The 18,001-nt window shown below is 48.5% G+C and carries 13 protein-coding genes; 5 read left to right on the top strand and 8 right to left on the bottom strand.

What is annotated here, in order from left to right; genetic code table 11:
• Position 1: 1 nt before the first annotated feature.
• Positions 2-1,165: an NAD(P)/FAD-dependent oxidoreductase gene (locus HG66A1_RS07640; protein ID WP_145181673.1), complete on the bottom strand. Its 1,164-nt coding sequence runs from the start codon at positions 1,163-1,165 to the stop codon at positions 2-4.
• Positions 1,162-1,869 (bottom strand): methyltransferase domain-containing protein, encoded by a 708-nt coding sequence (locus tag HG66A1_RS07635; protein WP_145181670.1) that lies wholly within the window; start codon positions 1,867-1,869, stop codon positions 1,162-1,164. Before HG66A1_RS07635 ends, HG66A1_RS07640 begins: the two co-directional genes overlap by 4 nt.
• A 370-nt stretch (positions 1,870-2,239) precedes the next feature.
• On the opposite strand from HG66A1_RS07635, the gene HG66A1_RS07630 reads away from it, so the two are divergent.
• From HG66A1_RS07630 to HG66A1_RS07610, 5 genes are read left to right on the top strand one after another with little or no spacing between them, the layout of a single operon-like run.
• Positions 2,240-2,899 carry a hypothetical protein gene (locus HG66A1_RS07630; protein ID WP_232106771.1) on the top strand — a complete coding sequence of 220 codons (660 nt, stop codon included), beginning with the start codon at positions 2,240-2,242 and terminating at the stop codon, positions 2,897-2,899.
• On the top strand, positions 2,883-4,058 hold the full coding sequence (locus HG66A1_RS07625; RefSeq protein ID WP_145181664.1) for an AAA family ATPase: 1,176 nt from the start codon (positions 2,883-2,885) through the stop codon (positions 4,056-4,058). The genes HG66A1_RS07630 and HG66A1_RS07625 overlap by 17 nt, the downstream gene beginning before the upstream one ends.
• Positions 4,059-4,099: 41 nt before the next feature.
• Positions 4,100-4,840 carry a hypothetical protein gene (locus tag HG66A1_RS07620; protein WP_145181661.1) on the top strand — a complete coding sequence of 247 codons (741 nt, stop codon included), beginning with the start codon at positions 4,100-4,102 and terminating at the stop codon, positions 4,838-4,840.
• 18 nt (positions 4,841-4,858) lie between these two features.
• On the top strand, positions 4,859-7,657 hold the full coding sequence (locus HG66A1_RS07615; RefSeq protein ID WP_145181658.1) for a hypothetical protein: 2,799 nt from the start codon (positions 4,859-4,861) through the stop codon (positions 7,655-7,657).
• On the top strand, positions 7,654-10,419 hold the full coding sequence (locus HG66A1_RS07610; protein ID WP_145181655.1) for a hypothetical protein: 2,766 nt from the start codon (positions 7,654-7,656) through the stop codon (positions 10,417-10,419). The genes HG66A1_RS07615 and HG66A1_RS07610 overlap by 4 nt, the downstream gene beginning before the upstream one ends.
• 34 nt (positions 10,420-10,453) lie before the next feature.
• Here the strand turns inward: HG66A1_RS07610 and HG66A1_RS07605 are convergent, their stop codons facing one another.
• The 6 genes from HG66A1_RS07605 to HG66A1_RS07580 form a co-directional block, all read right to left on the bottom strand.
• The gene (locus HG66A1_RS07605) at positions 10,454-11,212 is read right to left on the bottom strand and encodes a TrkA C-terminal domain-containing protein (RefSeq protein ID WP_145181652.1); all 759 of its coding nucleotides are present in this window, start codon (positions 11,210-11,212) and stop codon (positions 10,454-10,456) included.
• A 50-nt stretch (positions 11,213-11,262) separates the two neighbouring features.
• Positions 11,263-11,469, bottom strand: coding sequence for a YqaE/Pmp3 family membrane protein (locus tag HG66A1_RS07600; protein ID WP_145181649.1), 207 nt, complete (start codon positions 11,467-11,469; stop codon positions 11,263-11,265).
• Positions 11,470-11,689: 220 nt separating this feature from the next.
• Positions 11,690-15,109: a PAS domain S-box protein gene (locus tag HG66A1_RS07595; protein ID WP_145181647.1), complete on the bottom strand. Its 3,420-nt coding sequence runs from the start codon at positions 15,107-15,109 to the stop codon at positions 11,690-11,692.
• Positions 15,110-15,353: 244 nt separating this feature from the next.
• Positions 15,354-15,608: a hypothetical protein gene (locus HG66A1_RS07590; RefSeq protein ID WP_145181645.1), complete on the bottom strand. Its 255-nt coding sequence runs from the start codon at positions 15,606-15,608 to the stop codon at positions 15,354-15,356.
• Positions 15,609-15,743: 135 nt separating this feature from the next.
• A complete protein-coding gene (locus HG66A1_RS07585; protein ID WP_145181643.1) occupies positions 15,744-15,911 on the bottom strand; it encodes a DUF1328 domain-containing protein in 168 nt (55 codons plus the stop codon).
• 440 nt (positions 15,912-16,351) lie between these two features.
• On the bottom strand, positions 16,352-17,827 hold the full coding sequence (locus tag HG66A1_RS07580) for a sigma-54-dependent transcriptional regulator (protein WP_145181642.1): 1,476 nt from the start codon (positions 17,825-17,827) through the stop codon (positions 16,352-16,354).
• Positions 17,828-18,001: the final 174 nt, after the last annotated feature.

Here is an 18,001-nt window from a genome sequence, read left to right as displayed (position 1 = left end):
TTTAATGATTTAAGCTGGCAACGATGGGCCGGGCCATATTGGGAAACCAGCGAAACAACCGCAGTCCAACGTTGATTGCTGTTGGAGAGCGTAAAAGCTGAGACAGATAGCGGCACCAGTGTGAGCGTCCCTCTGTCAAAGTCTGATGCGTGTGCAACCACTGCTGTTCAAGAGATTGATCCCAGTCTTGCAATCCGTTCGACGCGATACGCACAGCAGCAACCCCTTCCGATATCGCATTTGACATCCCTTCACCCGTAAATGGCTCCAGATATCCGGCAGCATCCCCCACCAGTAACAGCCGATGGGAGGCAGGCCTCACCGTTTTCCTGGTCAAGGGAATCGTCCCTTTGAGATTCATACTTCTCATCACCGGAGGAACAGAAAACCCTGATTCTTCCATGATGCTGATCACTGCGGCATTTGGACTCTGCTGATGTTTAATAAATTCACGATCGATGGCAGAAGCCACGTTCAGTTGATTCGCTTCGACACGTGCCAGCCCCACATAGCCGTGCCTGTGAATTGCCATATGAATCGTGCCCGCAGGATAATCTGAGATTTGATCACCGGGCAAGATGACTCCTGCACCAATTCGAGAATCGTGAGAAATCTTACTTTCGAACTCCCCACATTGTTTCAGGCTGGGATGACCAAGACCATCTGCTGCTAATACAGCTCGCGCCCGGGCCACTCCACATAATGCTCCCTGCTGATATAAATCAATTTTGCGAGTGAAACCAGAAATTGCTTCGTTACATACCAGTGCCTTCGTCTCAGCAAGAAAACTGACTCCTGACTGCTGAGCCATTCGAACCAGCTGAAGGTCCAATGCAGAACGGGAGACTGCCATTCCTCCGGGCAGGGGAATCTTTAATGCCCGTCCCTGGTAACGCATTTCAAACTGATCCAAGTGAACGGCATCGAGTTCATCGAGGGCTGCTGCCAACCCTGCTTCCTGTAACGCATTCACAGCTCTCTGATTGAGACAACCGCCACAGACTTTGTAACGTGGAAACACTTTTTTTTCGACGAGAAGTGTTTTGAGTCCTGACCTGGCTGCCTGATGAGCCGCTACAGTGCCCGCAGGTCCGGCACCAATGACAAGTATATCCCACTCTTGCCTGCTCGCATCCGCGATACTGATTGACTTAAGCGCAGTCATACCCGACTCCACTCCAGCAGAAATCTTTGAGGCCAGTGTCGGGATACTTGAATCTGGTTTAAGCCTGCCTGTCGGGCCAACTGTTCTGTCTCGTCAATTGAAAATGCCGCCGCGACGGAAACAGGACCATCAGTGTGTACAATTGGCGAACGCGTTAATAAACGGCAGCCACACCAGGCCAGCCAGTACCCCAGTCGGGTCCTGCGCAGATCATTTATCAGCAATAAATGCCTGGTTGATTCTGACATCCATTGCATCAGTTGTACCGCCTGGGGTTCATCGAGATGATGCAGAAATAGCGAACACATCACAAGATCGTATTTACGTTCTGCAGGTTCCTGGAAAATATCACTCTGGAAAAAATGAATCTTCTCCAACCCTTTCTGTTGAGCCCTTTCGGTCGCATGTTTGACGGCATATTCACTGATGTCACACCCGGAGATTTCGATGTCCAGTCCCGTCTGTCGAGCGCGCATCGCCAGATCGATACTGACATCGCCCCCTCCGCTGGCAATATCCAGGATCTTCACGGGTCTCTGATCAATTGTCTGAGCCAGCTTTGACAGAGGCCCCCAGAAGATGGAACTACTGCGGCTGAACCAGTTCACGCGACTTAAGCCAGTAAGTGCACTACCATGCTCAGCATCACTAAGTCCCGGCTGATCCATCAATTCCGGCTCGCGTTGCCGAATCTGTAAATTCATAATCCCTCTGAATTTCTGACGCGCTTACAATCGCGGTTCCGTGTGAGTCTTCATGAATATCAAAATACTACTATTTTAATAGTATTTCATTGAGGTGGATCTTCGTTAAACCTTGTTGTTCTGTCAAGATAAGTCTGATCCTGATTGGTTTATCTGGTGTCCAGTTATTATAGAAAACCAGAGTGGAATCTGTATCAGCAAAGTTCAAATATCACAATTCAGAGCAAGTAACGTGTCTGATTCGGCTCGTAAATGATTCCTCGAACTTCTCACTATACATCCATCTCTGCATTGTCTATTTTAAGATGAGTCTTACATTTTCAATCCGGTATACTGATATCGCATCCTGACGACAGGCAGATCTTCTCCTATGTCTTCCTTTCCGATATTTCTCGAATCACTGTTTGATGATGGACATGTTCTGGTTCCAGAAATCGAATCACTTCAGGAAGACGAACTCCTGGATGCAAGGGAAGTCATCAGAAATTTTGAGAAGCTATATCGACTGGAATTGCCTCGAGAGATTCCCTCCCTCGATATCACCCTGGCTGAACGAGCCGCAGTTTTGTTTTATCGTGCCTGTCAATTTGTCGTTCTGCGCAATGCGCCCCCTCAGCAACTCGATGAAGAATTAAACGAGATACAAAATTTCCCTGATACGCCTGAGTCACATTATGCAGTCGATCTGGTATTTCGATTTCTGCCTGATCTGTTTCGCCTTTCAAAATCAATGATGGAAAATGACCCGCTACTGAAACATCTGAATGACTGGGCGAACCGCTGGCCTTTATCGTCTGTCGGAATAAAAGAGATTGCTGTACCGTTCCCGATTGAGGGTTTCGTTAATTGTCCCGGACTGCTCCGACTTTATTGCGACCGCATCCTGGCAAGAAACGATGGCTCACGCCTGGCTGCCCCACGCGTCAGAACACTTGTCGAGGCATCCTGGGGAATGTATCCTGAACTTGCGCCCAATATCCACAAACACATCCAACATGAAATAAAACAGCAAGATGGACCAGACAACTGAGCCGCAGTCTGAAGAGTTGGCACTCAGCCAAAAGCTGAAAGATACGATTCTATCACCCATGAAACAGACATTTGTGGGTAAAGATGAAATCATTGATCTGCTCGGCATCTGCCTGGTAGCACGTGAGAACCTCTTTTTGCTGGGCCCCCCCGGAACTGCTAAAAGTGCGCTAGTGCAGGATTTGTCTCGACGGATTGAAGGCAATATCTTTGACTATCTCCTCACTCGATTTACCGAACCCAACGAGATTTTCGGACCTTTTGATATTCGCAAACTCCGTGAAGGTGAACTGATCACGAATACTGAGGGGATGTTGCCGGAGGCCACTTTTGTATTCCTGGATGAACTGCTCAATGCCAATAGCGCGATTCTGAACAGCCTGTTGATGGTACTCAATGAACGTATCTTCCGAAGGGGACGTGAAACGAGGGCACTGCCGACCCTGATGGTAGTCGGAGCCAGTAATCACCTGCCCGAGGATAGTGCACTGAGCGCGTTGTTTGACCGCTTTCTGGTCCGCGTGCGTTGTGATAATGTCGAACCCGATCAGTTGTCACAGGTATTGACGGCTGGCTGGAAAATGGACGTCAAGCGTGAACAGACACAGGGGACCATGTCCATTGATGAGATTCGCAGCTTGCAAAACAGCCTCGCGCAGGCAAACTTCAGTCAGGTCCAGTCTGATTATGTCGCGTTGATTCATCGTATGCGGAAAGCAGGAATTGATGTCTCGGACCGTCGCGCTGTGAAACTGCAGCGTCTGCTGGCTGCCAGTGCGATTCTATCCGGTAGATTGAAAGTTAACCGTACCGATTTCTGGATTCTGCGTTCCATCTGGCACACGGAAGAGCAGATTGAAATCCTGGCCTCGTTGGTGAATGATGCCATTGACCAGGCAGATGAAACGGAAAAACAGTCAGGACATCCCCGTTCACGTTCCGCAGACGTCCCCGACCCCGAATTACTGGTTCGCGATATCGAGCAACTGGAACAACGCTGTGATGACGAAAGTCTCACAGAGATCGAACGAGCTCAGTTACAGGATCAGGTTACTCTTCTTGCCTCGCGTTGTCAGTGGGTAGAATCGGATCAACAAAAAACGTTTCTTACTGAAAAAATCGATAAACTGCGTGAGCGACTGCATTCGCTCTCAGATTAAGTCGGCGATTCGATCAAAATCAGTTCATTTCGGACAGATCAATGACAACACATTGGGTACTGCGTCTCCCTGCAGAGCAATTGAAATCGCTGAGCTCACTCCGGCTGGAGAAACAGATTCAGGCTAGCGCCCTGGACCAGGAAATCTGGCTCCGTGGTTCAACGCTGGATGAGAATCTCACACGAACACTGCGATCAATTCCCGACAGTGAACTTTTTGATCTGCAAAAAGACGCGCAACTCATTCCCGCCGGTCGCCATGTCCCCCTGGGTTATCTGCCTGAAACGGAATGGCTGCCACTTCCGGAATGGTTAACCGTACAACTGCAGGCTCCCGCCCTGGCTGGAAAGACAGATGACCGTCTCTCGTTTGAGCTGGTGCGCAGTCAACAGAATCTGAAGGCGAACGTATTGCTGACAACGCTTGTCAATTTAAAAAAACTGATCGATTGCGATTCGCAGATCCGTTTGAAACCATTGCAATACGCAGTCGACAGTCAGCAAAGAACCATTATTCGGGGTTCTCCCCTGCCCTCAATTGAAGGATCTTTTTTCTGTGAACAAAAGGGGATCGCTGTTGCAGCGGGCTGGGTATGGTCTCCGCAGGTGGATGCAGATGTTCTGCAGTCACTGTTCAAGCTTAATCCGGGTGATGTTGTTTTACTTCACGCGGATCAGTCACGCGAGTTAATTCGCGCGGACCAGTTCACTCCAATAACACGCTCCTCTGTCAGATTGACACTTCAGCGGTTCGATAACACTTCGTCCTCTGATCCAGTGTGAGTGGGAATACTTATCTTCATGAGTGACTTCAGTAAAGATATTCGCAAATACCTGATCCCTTCCCGGGACGCATTCTGGAAGTGGACTGATGCAGGAGAAGTGATTGCCTGGCAGGATGGAAGTACAATCCTGTTTCGACAGGAACTGGAGGAAATTCTTTCGCACCTTGCTCCGCAGGGGCTACCTCCATTCGACCTGTTATTAATTCTGTTGGCGGGGATGCGAGATCCGATTCATGACCTGGAACGGCTTGAAGCACAGGTCAAAGATTTCGCCTCGCTTTCCCCTGTCGTTTCCAGAACAGAAGCGCTCTCATCCACACAGGGAATCCTGGAATCAGGTCTGAAAAAAGTTCAGGAATTGCCTGGTGAACTGCGTTCCCGGCCACAGGGTAAAGCACTGATTGCTGAATGCGTTTTTGATTTCTCAAGCCAAAGGACGTCTCCCGAACTGGCACGAGCCATCGTCGACGAAGTCTCCTCAGGACTGGAAGAGGTCATCTTTGACCCGATATTGGAGAGTATTCAAGGCAAACTCTCCCAGCGATTGACGCTCAAGGAAGTCAGTCATTTCCTCAACGGACTGGCACAGCTTGATACGGAAAAATTAAGGCTGCGCGAGACAACCGGGCTGGATGAATTGCCTCTCCCGGATGCACTGGACATCCCCTTTGCGGATCAGGTCCGACAACTCATCGCTGAATTGAAAGAAGATCGGGAACACAGTGGCCTGGCCAGGCTGGCTCAGAACCTATTAGCGGCAGTCTCCATTCCTCGGCCAGTTGCAGAGCCGGAAGACCTGGCACATGGTGGTGTTTCTGATATCTGCAATCGTGGGCCCCTTGATCGCTTACTGCTCAGCGAACTCGCCAATGATGACTTAACTTTAACTGTGCGGATCGCAGTGAATGAAGCCCTCTATCTGCGCAGGGAAGCATCGCCACATCCACCGCAACGGTGCAGGACTTTACTCATCGACTGCGGAATTCGTACCTGGGGCATTCCGCGTGTCTATCTGGCTGCAGTCGCGATGGCCCTGGCTGCTTCTACCGATCAACAGACTGAATTCAGAGCGTTCCGGGCATTTCAGAAACGACTCGAAACTGTAGATCTGGCATCTCGCGAAGGTCTTGAAGAGCTCCTGCAAGCCCTGGATAGTCATCTGCATCCGGCGTTCGCTTTACCTGATTTTCTTAAGCAACTCGAAGAACTAGAATCCGATCCGGAACCGGTGCTATTAATCACTGAGGACGTCTGGCATGACCCGGAATTTCAGACTGCGCTACGAACTGTAGAACTCGATATTCTGCACATCGCCACTGTTAAACGGGATGGTCACTTCCAGTTGATCGAGAAAAGCTTACGGGGTAATAAAATCATATGTGATCTGGAACTCGATCTTGAAAGCCTGTTTGACACGGCTTCTACATCGATTGCCCCCCTCGTAAGACAGGAGGGTTTTGAAGGTTTACCGGCCATCTTTGCCACTCATCCTTTTCCATTGAATCTCGCGTACTCATTCCAGCAGAACAAACAGGTCACCTGGTGGGTTCCCGGCTATGGACAAATTGGTGTTACAGATTCCGGTCTTCTGTTGTACTGGCCCAAATCACATACGGGAGCCCAGTTGCTGGCATTTGGAATCCCCCAGTTAAATGGCAGGAATATCTGCTGGAAAACAGGGATTCCTGATCAGGGAAGAATTTCGCTGCTCACAGGTGATCTTCAGAATTCAGAACTTCAACTGGTACACATAGACTTGGAACAGAAAAGCGTCACACATACTCCCATTGAACTGAAGCAGATGGAATTCACCGCGATCTGCGCCCATCACGGCTTCCTGTTTCTGGTCAATGAAACGTTCAATACCATTATCGCCATTGATCCTGCTACAGGCGAACGCGTCGGTTCCTCGCATTATTCTTCAGATTTGATTCTGGCCTGCGATCGTTTTTTCCGCACAATTGATCGGAGCCAGTGGCTCGCGCTCTCCTTTGATATATCTCGGGGACAGCCCGTGATGACCGAATTCAACCTCGGAACAGTCAATCCCAGCGATGTGGTCACCATTTTTGAACGTGACCCTGATATTGGACCAGTCTGTATCCTGTGGAAGGGAGGTAAAATCTATTTTCCCGCCCGTGAAGAACTGAAAACCATTCCGGTCATGGATTCTGTCAAAGTCGAATCAATCTCAAGCGAGGATATTTCCACCGATGGGCAGATTGTTGCGATCAAACTGGACAATACTTTCAGCTGGGACAGATGTGTCCTTAATCTATATAGCATGCAGGCCGAATTGAAACCTGCGCGGCCAGACATTCAGAAATGGATAGATCAGCCGGCGCACTGGAAAAATTCCGGCCGAAACATCCGCAAAAAGTTTATGGGAATCCTGGTGACAGAATCAGGTGAGCTGGTTTTGAAAACGACAAAACAGTCAACATTACGGATTTCGTATCAACCGGACTTAAAGTATATCATGCTGCAGGGTTCCCGAATCTCATCCAGTGATCAACGACGACTGAAAACTTTTAAACAGGTCAAACATAACCGGGATCTGGGATGTCATTTATCTGTCGCTACCTGGGATGATGGTTCACAGGCTTTCCTGGATTCTCGAGGCATGCTGCATCTTAAAAGTGCAGACATCAATATTCCTGAAGTTTCTCTCTGCCTGGTAGAGGGTAGAACATCAGGCTGGTGCAATGATGGACGTTTCTGGGGCGATGCATATTTCTGTAGTGAAAACGAATGTAGCAGTCCCCAACCGATCTTTGATGCAGCGATCAAGAAATTCGGGGAGCACCTGACATGAACACGGCTACCGTCCAGTTACAATATCATCCAAAACCTGTTAGAGACACGACAGCCTGGTTTCTGCCGGGTAACCGTCCCGAAGTATGGATCGATGAGATCAGCCAATGGGAAGTCGCCCAGATGTCGCTCAAGCTGTATTTGATTCCTGAGTCAAATCAGAGCCGGAGGCCATGTGGTCTACTGGCCGTTTCGGATCAGCAGGTTCGGTCGCGACAGGGAGTACCCTATGGGCAGATCGCTTCACGTCTTTATCTACCGGTTGAAGCTTCGCTTCGACCAGCAGTTTCGCTACAGGAACTGGAAACCCTGCTGCGCTCCCCTTATACCTGGATCTGGCATCCGGCAGCGGGTCTCGTCGCTTGTGAGCAGCAGGATGAATTATCGGTTGCGGATTTTTTTCAGCCCTCTATTTCACGGGATTCCAACTGGGATTATGCAGTTCCTGGAATAGCAATCTCATCACAGCTGCATACGATCTCCCTGATTCAGTTTCCTAGTCTGGATACGTTATTTGAAGAGGAAGAAAAAGAGATTGGTTCGGACCAGGATTCCCTGAAGAAGCTCCCTAAAAATCCAGATGAATCTGTATTCAACAATCTTCCGAATCCACTCAAGCTTCCGCATGCTCTGTTTGCCAAGGCGATCCTTTCATTTACGAGCAAGGTACCTACCCGCAATCATGGTGCCCCTAACTGGATTAATCATCTGGAAAACTGGGCTGGAAAACAGCTGTTTTCTGCGTTCAGGCCGGATCAGTCTAAACGCAATAGAGAAATTAAACGCCTGCTCAATCTGCTGGGTAACAATCCGGATGAAGGTCTTAAATATGCACTACCTATGGGCGGCGATCCCGGTCACCGGGGTGTTGCCCCGCCCGGAGACACCCTCTCCAGGCGTGACATGAATGTTGATTTCACCAGTATGGGATCGGGAGGAGCCGCTGATTTCTGGGATATTCCTTATGAAACTCAACTGGAATTAATGAACCGCTATCGGGAATTAGCAACCCGGGAAGTCCAACTTGGACGTTATAGACGGGCAGCTTACATCTATGCCCACTTGCTGGGGGATTATAGTGCTGCCGCACAAACACTCAAATCTGGTCGCCAGTGGCGCGAGGCTGCCGTTCTTTACAAAGACAAGCTTAACCAACCTCGCTCTGCTGCCGAATGCCTCGTTGAAGGTGGTCTCTGGGCTGAAGCAATCACCGAGTATGAAGAACTTAAAGAATTTGAAACCGTAGGCGATTTGCATCGAAAATTAGACCAGGAAGAGAAAGCGATCGAAGCATACCGCCGGGCAGCAAATCAACTGCATCAGCAGCAACTCCCGACTCAGGCTGCTCGTATTTTAGAAGATAAAATCAAAGCCACTGATGAGGCAATCGCAGAACTGGAATCGGGCTGGCCCCATTCATCGCAGGCCAGACTCTGCCTCGATCATTTATTTGAAATTTATTCCAGACATGGCTTACATCAGGAGGCTCAAGAGAAAATCAATGAACTATCGGAAACCAATCTGCCCCTCAGTGGTCGACTCCCTCTGATTGAATTTCTGGCGCAAACGCGTTCCACGTATCCTGATCGAGTTGTGACTGGACATGCTGAAGAAAAAGCGAGAATCCTGATCTCACGAAGCCTGAATCATGCGGACCTGACTCAACGAAAGGCTCTGGTTACGGAACTCGGTAAACTGGTTCCCTCAGACAAACTCTTGCAGCGAGATACCGGACGGTATCTTCAACAGAAAAATACCGCGCGTAAACCTGTTAAACGTAAAAGCCCTGGGAAATCAGTCCAGCTGATTAGAACGATTGAACTTTCCAGTGACGTTGAATGGCAGACTGCAATTACCATTGGTGAAACAATCTACGCTGCAGGAGTAAATCCTCAGACCTCTCAACTGGTTCTGGAACGCTGCTTGTGGGACGGTTCTCACGTCCCCTCCCGCCTGAGTTGGTCACTGAATCCAGGTGAAACTCACGATTTCCCCATCCTCTTGATTCCTAAAACCACTTCACCGGAACATCAACTTTATGTAAGAGTCCTCACAGCCCGCGATCAGTTTCAATCCCAGGTTTTGTCTGAGTCGGACCACTTTCCCTGCAGATTGACTGCGGGTGATTTCAACGGATTGCCGCATATTATTCTGGGGGCAACTGCAGGTTCACTAGATGGAATCTCCTGGAACCTGGCCATTCAAAGAGATCTCCTGCTGACGAGTACCTATAATAGGGAAAATCATCTGATCTCCAGTCATTCAATTCCGCTTCCCCGGGATCTCGAGCTTGAGGAAGGAGCGATTCAGTTTCCGATCCCCTGTCTTGAAAGACGAAACAAGCTGTTTATCGGGGTAGGCCCATATCTGGGAATTGTTGATCCTCAGGGGGCAGAATTTGATAATTTTCATCGACGAATTCGCTCGATGACCGCGTCTTATCCGAATACTCAAATTCGAATCGCGCTGGTATTTGACCAGGGAGGAACCGTAATCTGGGACGGATTTGGCTCAGATACGACATTCAACTTCGGAGAAGGACTGGATAATCCCTGTACTGCTTTTCAACGAAATGGAAACCTGATCGTTGCAGGCAGTAATGCTCTGGAGATCTATCAGACTCAGCAAAGACAATTGCAACTCATTAACGATCTAACTCTCAAAAATACAGATCCCATTGCCGTTATCCCAGGAAATCACAATCAGGAGTTTGCACTTCTACATCAATCAGGCCTGCTTTCTATTTACCAGGCTGATCAATAAACCATAGCATTACTGCTAAACAATAATTGAAGGATTATGAGACAACAGCTTCCTGTTCCTCAGAACGTTTCTGGTCATCCACGGCTTTATGGTGTTCCCAGTTCCCGGCAGCACCGCGCCGACGCTCATCCAGGTTTTTCAAGACGCTTGCCTTGCCATACAACAACACCTGATCGTTTACTTCCAGTTGCGTATCGCCGCGCGGTGCACCTATATATGACGCATCCTCTTTTTCAATCCCGAGAACAAGAACACCTTCATCATTAAGCTTCAACTCGTTTAAACTCGACTCGGCCAGCCAGTCGCTCGCGTTCACATTCAGTTCCACGACGATGTATTCCCCGGTCAGGTGTAACAGACCGGCGTAGTCTCGAATTTCCAGATCAGTCCATCGCTGTAGCGCGCGTTGAATAAATTCAGACATACGGTGGTCAACCCAGTCGCTATAAGACAGTACCCAAAGTGCCGAGAGACCGACAGCGAGCAAGGCGATTCGAAGCCATAGTCCACCGCTGGATTCAGCACCGACGAAGGAGACAATCAAAGAAGAAATTGCTGTAACGATTCCCGCGTTTCCCAAAATCATTAACGTCATAATGATTTTTCGGCGAACCGGGTGTCGCATTACTTTTTCAGTTTCACTGGTCGTAAATCCGGTACTGGTAAATGCAGATCTGGCCTGGAAGCGCGCCAACTGGTTTGAGAGCCCGGTCAGTGATAACGCAACCGTTGCCACTCTGACAACGATGATTGAAACCACCACGATTACGATCAGTGAAACAATGGCAAACATAATTCCTCATCTAATAAGCGAAAATGAAGCAGCTGATTGAGTATGGGAACTTATTTACGGGCGATAACCCAGATTGCATGCACGAGCCCGGGGATGTAACCACATAATGTGAGAACGATATTCAACCAAAAATGCATTCCCAACCCGACTTGCAATAATACACCGACCGGTGGCAGAAGAACTGCGAGAATAATCCGGAGAACATCCGCGACGACTGATTGATTTGGTGCAACCTGGTGTTCGACATTAGTAGACATTGAATTGATCCTTTCTGAATGGGGCCTGAAAATCAGGTGATCTTTTTCAGTATCTAATATGCACTTCTCATACCAAAACAGATCAAGAGGTCTCTAACCGGGGCGTAACATGGAGTTACGACAAATGGTGGGGCTCAGCGTGGACGATCAGCGAACAGAATGCCAGCTCAGCGATCAATGAGGGAGCATGAGAGTTAACCCGATAATCTGACAAGTGAGATCAGAGTTCTGATCGCCATTTTGTCAATTCGCTGGTGAGACGGTCAATTTCCAATTCCAAGGCAGGAATTGCATCGGGAACCCCCTGCAAATCTCCTTGCAGTCCCATCTCTTCGATCACCTTCGCAGCCCCTACTGCCGCATCTGCGTTGAAGTTGGCGCAGAGCCCTTTGAGACTATGTGCTGCACGCGCGACTTCATCAGCATCTCCTGATTGATTCTGCTTAGAAATCACTTGAACCAAGCCAGGTGCATCCTCAAAAAAATATCCGACCATCGAGTTGAGTAGATCGGGATCATTCCCCACACGGTCCAGCGCAGCCTTCATATCCATTACAGGCTGAGTTGAAACGATACCTGCGGAATCAGCTAGAGTTTGTTCCGATTTCCTGCCTGATGGCTCAGCGGGAGGGCCTGATTCTTCTCTGGTAATCGCCGAGTTTAGATTAGACTGGCGCGGGTATTTTGATGCCAGTCGCTCCAGCAGCCTGATGAGCTTGGGGGCATCAATCGGCTTCGAGATATAATTATCCATCCCCGCAGAGATACACTTATCACGATCCCCCCGCATGGCATAAGCAGTCATCGCGATAATGGGGATATGCTCATCGGCATCCTCTTCATATTCGCGAATCATTCTTGTCGCCTGCAGACCATCCATGGTTGGCATCTGCACATCCATTAATACGACGTCGAAGGTATCATTGCGCACCCATTCCACAGCCTCGCGCCCGTTATTGGCGATGACACACTGGTGCCCCCTCTTCTTCAGAATTGCTGTAATTACTTTCTGGTTAGCTGGTGTATCTTCCGCTACCAGGATACGCAGTGACTGTTTGGTCTCGCTAATCTGCACAACACCATTTCTCTCGAGTTGTGGTCCTTTTAATGCGGTCATAATGGCATCTAGTAAATCAGACTGGGAAATTGGCTTTTCCAGAAATGCCGAGATATCGAGCCCCTGACACCGCTCTCCGAATATCTGATGATCTGCTGATGAAAGCATCAAAATAGTGGCCGTATCAAGCAACCCCTCTTCCCGAGCTTTCTCAAGCAGCATAAAACCATCGGTTTCGGGCATCAGCGCATCAACGATTACCAGAGGATATTCTGTCTCAGTTTCCTGGATTGAGTTGAGATGTTGTAATGCTTCTTTCGCGGATTCTACAGGGGTGGGAGACATTGACCAGTTAGACAGCATTTCCTCTAAAATAAGACGATTCGTCTGGTTGTCGTCTACCACCAGTACGGGAAGATCTTTTAACTCAGATACGCGCGACTTCTCTCCTGGGAATTCTATTTCTTCCGGATCAGCAACCGGGAATACGACCTGAAATGAAAACCGGCTACCTTTTCCCAGATCACTTTTCAGTTTCATCTGGCCTTTCATGAGGCTGATTAGTTCGTGACAAATTGCCAGTCCCAAGCCAGTTCCTGAATAATGCCTGGTTGTAGAAGCATCCGCTTGAGCAAATGGAGCAAAGATCCGCTCTTGATCTTCCGGTGCAATACCGATGCCGGTATCCGACACACTGAATTCCAGAAGTACTTGTTTTTCAGTATGTTTGCCGATGATCGGTTCAATAGCAGATCGACCATCTGCAGGAGAATAGACTGATTCTTCGATAAACTTGACATCAACAACGACTTCACCCTGTTCGGTAAATTTTATCGCGTTACCTGCCAGGTTAGTTAAAATCTGTCTCAACCTGACCGGATCTCCAATGACGCGCGCCGGCACACGCCGATCAATGCGACAGATTACCTCCAGCCCTTTTTCACAGGCGCGGAGAGAGAGCGTTTTGATTGCCTCATCAATAAGTTCTCTCAAATTGAAGGCAACGGGCTCCAGCTCAAAGCGACCCGCCTCAAGTCGTGAGAAATCCAGAATGTCATTTACCAGAAGCAACAGTGAGTCGGCGGAGTCTTTTGCTGTCTGCAGGTAGTCCCGTTTTAACGGAGTTAAGTCTTCCTGAAGAGTCAGTTCAAGCATTCCCAGAATCGCGTTCATGGGTGTCCTCAGCTCGTGACTGACGTTTGCCAGAAACTCACTTTGTGTGCGGGTTGCCTGCTCTGCTTCATCGCGTGCCTTGCTGAGCTCCTCTTCTCGTCGTCGGCGTGCAGTGATATCTCGCTCAATCGTAGAAGTTCCTACAATCTGGTTATCCATTCCACGGATTGGTGAAACTGATATGGAAACATCGATGATCGAACCATCTTTTCTCACCCGTCGTGTCTGAAATTGATCGAGGCGACGTCCCGTCTTCATTGCTTCCAAAATCTCTGATTCCTCACGAGCCATCCCGGGAGGCAGTAAGACCGACACTGTCTCGCCAATAACTTCATCCGCCATCCAGCCATAGATTTCCTCGGCCCCTTTATTCCAGGAGGTGATTGTACCATCGGGCGCCTTGCCGATGATGGCGTCCCCTGAAGACTCCACAATCGCGGCCAGTCGAGTTCGTTCTTCTTGCCATTGCACACGTTCAATAACATGGCGGATCAGGTTTCCCACCCCACGTGCCAGTGCCAGCAGATTCAGATCAGGGGTTGTCAGCCGCGTATTAAAGAATTCTACGACTGCGATAACCTCGCCATCGAGTTTCACGGGAAATCCAAATGCAGAGCGTACCCCCAGTGACGAAAAGTCGCGGGGAGACTGGAGTGATTGATCATGCTCAATATCTGTAATCCAGACCGGTTCGCCGCGTTGCCAGACTTGTCCGGGCAAATCCTCACCACGGGAAATACTGAGTTGCTGGGAAGCCTCATCCAATGCTCGAAAATTATCTCGATTGGAAAAATGCCAGATCCGCGAAGAGACCAGACGAGTTCCATTTTGATTCATGAGGAATGCATGCCCGACAGGCCAGCCGGAAATTTCGCCGAGATTAGCGACACAGATTCTTAAGGCATCTTCCAGAGCATCAATGGTCGATGAAGCAAAACTGGCCTGTTGTAGAAGCGCAGCCTCAAGTTTTTCCCGTGCAATTAACTGTTCCGCTTCCTTGCGATCCGAAACATCGCGAACAAAAGCATTAAAGATGGTCTGCTCTTTCCAGTCGACTTTGGTAACCATCAGTTCCACAGGAAACTCGTGACCATTTCTCCTGAGAGCGGTTAGCTCCAGCTTCTGGTTGATGACTCGCCCCTTGCCTGTCGATTTAAAAAGTCTCAAACCGTCGAGGTGTTGCAGACGATACTGCTCCGGAATGATCAGATCAACCAGAGGATTCCCAACTGCTTCATCGTAAGACCAGCCAAAGATCTCCTCCGCACGTCGATTCCAATCTACTACCAGCCCCTCCATATCCATAGTAATGACAGCATCCAGAGCAGAATCGATAATCTTCTGCAATTGTTCATCAGAAGCCCAGAGTGCTGAATTGGGGATATTCTCATTCGGCGAGGAAGGAACCATGCGTAGCTTATACTTTCATAGCATTTTTCGATTGATTCAAAACGATAAACCAGGGAAGTGGACTTCAAATGAAGTTATCAAATTCCAGACTCTTATTCTACTAAATTGGTGAGGTGAAATTGAAATGGATCATCTTCAGACATTTATCAGTCGAGAAGTCTGCTTAGATTCTAAAAGATGAAAGTGCGAATTGAAGACTTTGAAGTCTTATACTGAAATTTCAAGGGGAGGCAGCAGGCTCAGTTTACTCTATGTCAGTTGCATTTTCACTAGCTGGCTCGCCCTGAGTCTCCTGATCAATTAACTCTTTGCTTTTACTTGTCGCCTTATTCACAAGCTTTTCTCCCTGCTCTACTGCAGATTCTGTATCCTGCTTAATTTTTTCCTTGTGAATCGTGACGCTGGCTTTCTCCCCGCTATCGTTAAATGAAATCCAGCCCCCAAATGCCATCGCAACTACAGCTACGATGATCAATATAATTACAGTTGAATTTCGCAAAGCTCTTCTCTCCTGGCCTCTCACTACCATCGGGAACTACTATAGCGCACGAACCGACGACACATTCGTAAACATGCCGTCGGTTGAGTGCTCCAGCAGATTATTAATCGACTGTTTTAAATACCTGTTCAGGAATTAGTCAGTAGGAACCCGTCGACCGGTCAACAGACTGAAAATCGCCAGTACGAGGAAGATGAAGAAGCAGATTTTAGCTGCACCATAGGCCATGCCACCAACCAGTCCAAACCCAAACAGTCCCGCAATCAGTGCAATAATCAGAAACATCAATGCCCAACTTAACATGGTGATACCCTTTCAGAATCCAGGCCAATTTTCGAAATCAGAATTTTGCTTCCGATCCGGTTGGGCTCTCCGCTTAATCTGCCGGTGCCAACCGACCAGGTAAAATTCCTGGCTCAGATAATTTACTTTTCACATTTTCAATCGCGTTGTTGCGACAAAATATGAATAAGCAAGTGCTATGCCAGAGTTGGGTCCCCAAAAATGATATTCAGCATAAGTCCTTAAATAGCAGTCGGATAACCTTCTGCAATTTTAGACTGTCTGTAAAATAGAGCATGTGGAGAGCAAGAAAGCGGTCGATAATCGATCTGCTCAAAGAATGCCGTGATTGGTCAGCGACCACTGCCTTTGAAAGGGGAATTATCAAGGAGCTTGAGAAGTTAACAGCTGCACCTGAGCCTGCCTCCGGTCACATTGAGGCCAATCTACTGTGAGAGCAGTTAACCGCCATTCTCATCAATGCTGACTGTCTTCTCGAGGGAAATTCCAAATTGCGCAATACGATCACGAATTTTGCCTCGCGTGATCCCCAGGATCTCCGCAGCACGGGTCTGATTTCCCCCCGTTTCATTCAGAACACGGGTTAAGAGATAACGCTCCATCGTTTCCAGAGTCTCGCTGTACAAGTCTTTGGTTTGTGCTGCCAGCCTCTGATCAACAAAAAGTTGAAGATCTGAGAGCGGCAATGCTGGGTCTTCATCCAGGGGATCGTCTGATTGGAAGACTTCGGGAGTTGGTTTAAATTGACTGGAAACGTCTTCAGGAAGAGAAGAGGGAACGATTACCGGACTGGTGCTGTTCAAGAGAGATTGACGGACTACGCTCTGCAATTCACGCACATTCCCTGGCCAGCGGTATTGTAACAACTGATCCAGGGCTTCAGAGGAAATCCCTTCTACCTCGGTACGCCCCATTTCGTAACACGCTTCGTTGAGATAGTGCTCAACCAGCAAAGCGATGTCGTTTCCTCGTTTCCGGAGAGGAGGTAGCGAAATAGTCATTCCATTTAGACGATAAAACAGGTCTTCTCGAAACGTGCCGTCTTTTACCATCTGTTCCAGGTTTCGATTGGTCGCAGCAATGATACGTACGTCTGTTTCAATCGTTTTATTGCCACCTACACGTTCGAACTTCTGTTCCTGCAACAGCCGCAGTACTTTCCCCTGTGTGAGCTGCGACATGTCCCCCACTTCATCCAGAAAGATTGTACCACCATTGCATTGCTCAAATTTACCGATTCGCTGTCGATCAGCGCCTGTAAAAGCTCCTTTTTCATAGCCAAAAAGTTCGCTTTCCAGCAGAGTTTCCGTCAGGGCTGCGCAGTTTACCGCCATAAAGCATTCCTCAGAACGAGGGCTATGCTGGTAGATAGCTCTGGCGACGAGCTCTTTCCCGGTACCACTTTCACCACGAATCAGTACATTAACATTTTCCGAGGCGACACGTCCGATGGATTTGAAGACTTCAAGCATCTGTGGACTGCGACCGACAAACTGATCTCCGCTACTCCGTTTCTTTCCTCCCACCGGCAGGGCCACAGGAATATTCATCAATCGCCTGTTTTCGATCGCTTTCAAAACCAGATCGTTCAGCTTGGGAAGATCCAATGGCTTAGCCAGATAGTCAAACGCTCCCAGTTGCATTGCTTCAATCGCAACATTGCTTTCACTGGAAGAGGTTATGAAGAGCACTGGCAGCCTGCGATCCAACTCACGAATTTCTCGAAACACGTCCAGTCCGGATACGACCGGCAGCATGATATCGAGCAGTACCACTTCCGGAGAGCCAGTTTTAATTGCCTCAAGCGCTTCCTGAGCAGTACCTGCCTGGATGATATCAACGTTAATTTTACTCAGAGAACTTCGTACCATCTCTCGGATTGTACGATCATCATCAACCACTAGTGCTTCTGGCATCTTTTGTTATTCCATTGTCAGCAAGAATAAAGGGGATCGATGTAAACAAAATACGGATAGATTCAGTATTTACGATTCCAGTCGGCCCAAGCCCTGCTTTTATAACTAATAAAGTGTTATCTGGCCCGTACTTCAGCAACCATATTCCCTTTTTTCGAGGCCAATAAGACTCAG

Origin of the sequence: Gimesia chilikensis, assembly GCF_007744075.1 — a bacterium.
GTDB lineage: Bacteria > Planctomycetota > Planctomycetia > Planctomycetales > Planctomycetaceae > Gimesia > Gimesia chilikensis_A.
This window is presented reverse-complemented; position numbering and strand designations above follow the sequence as displayed.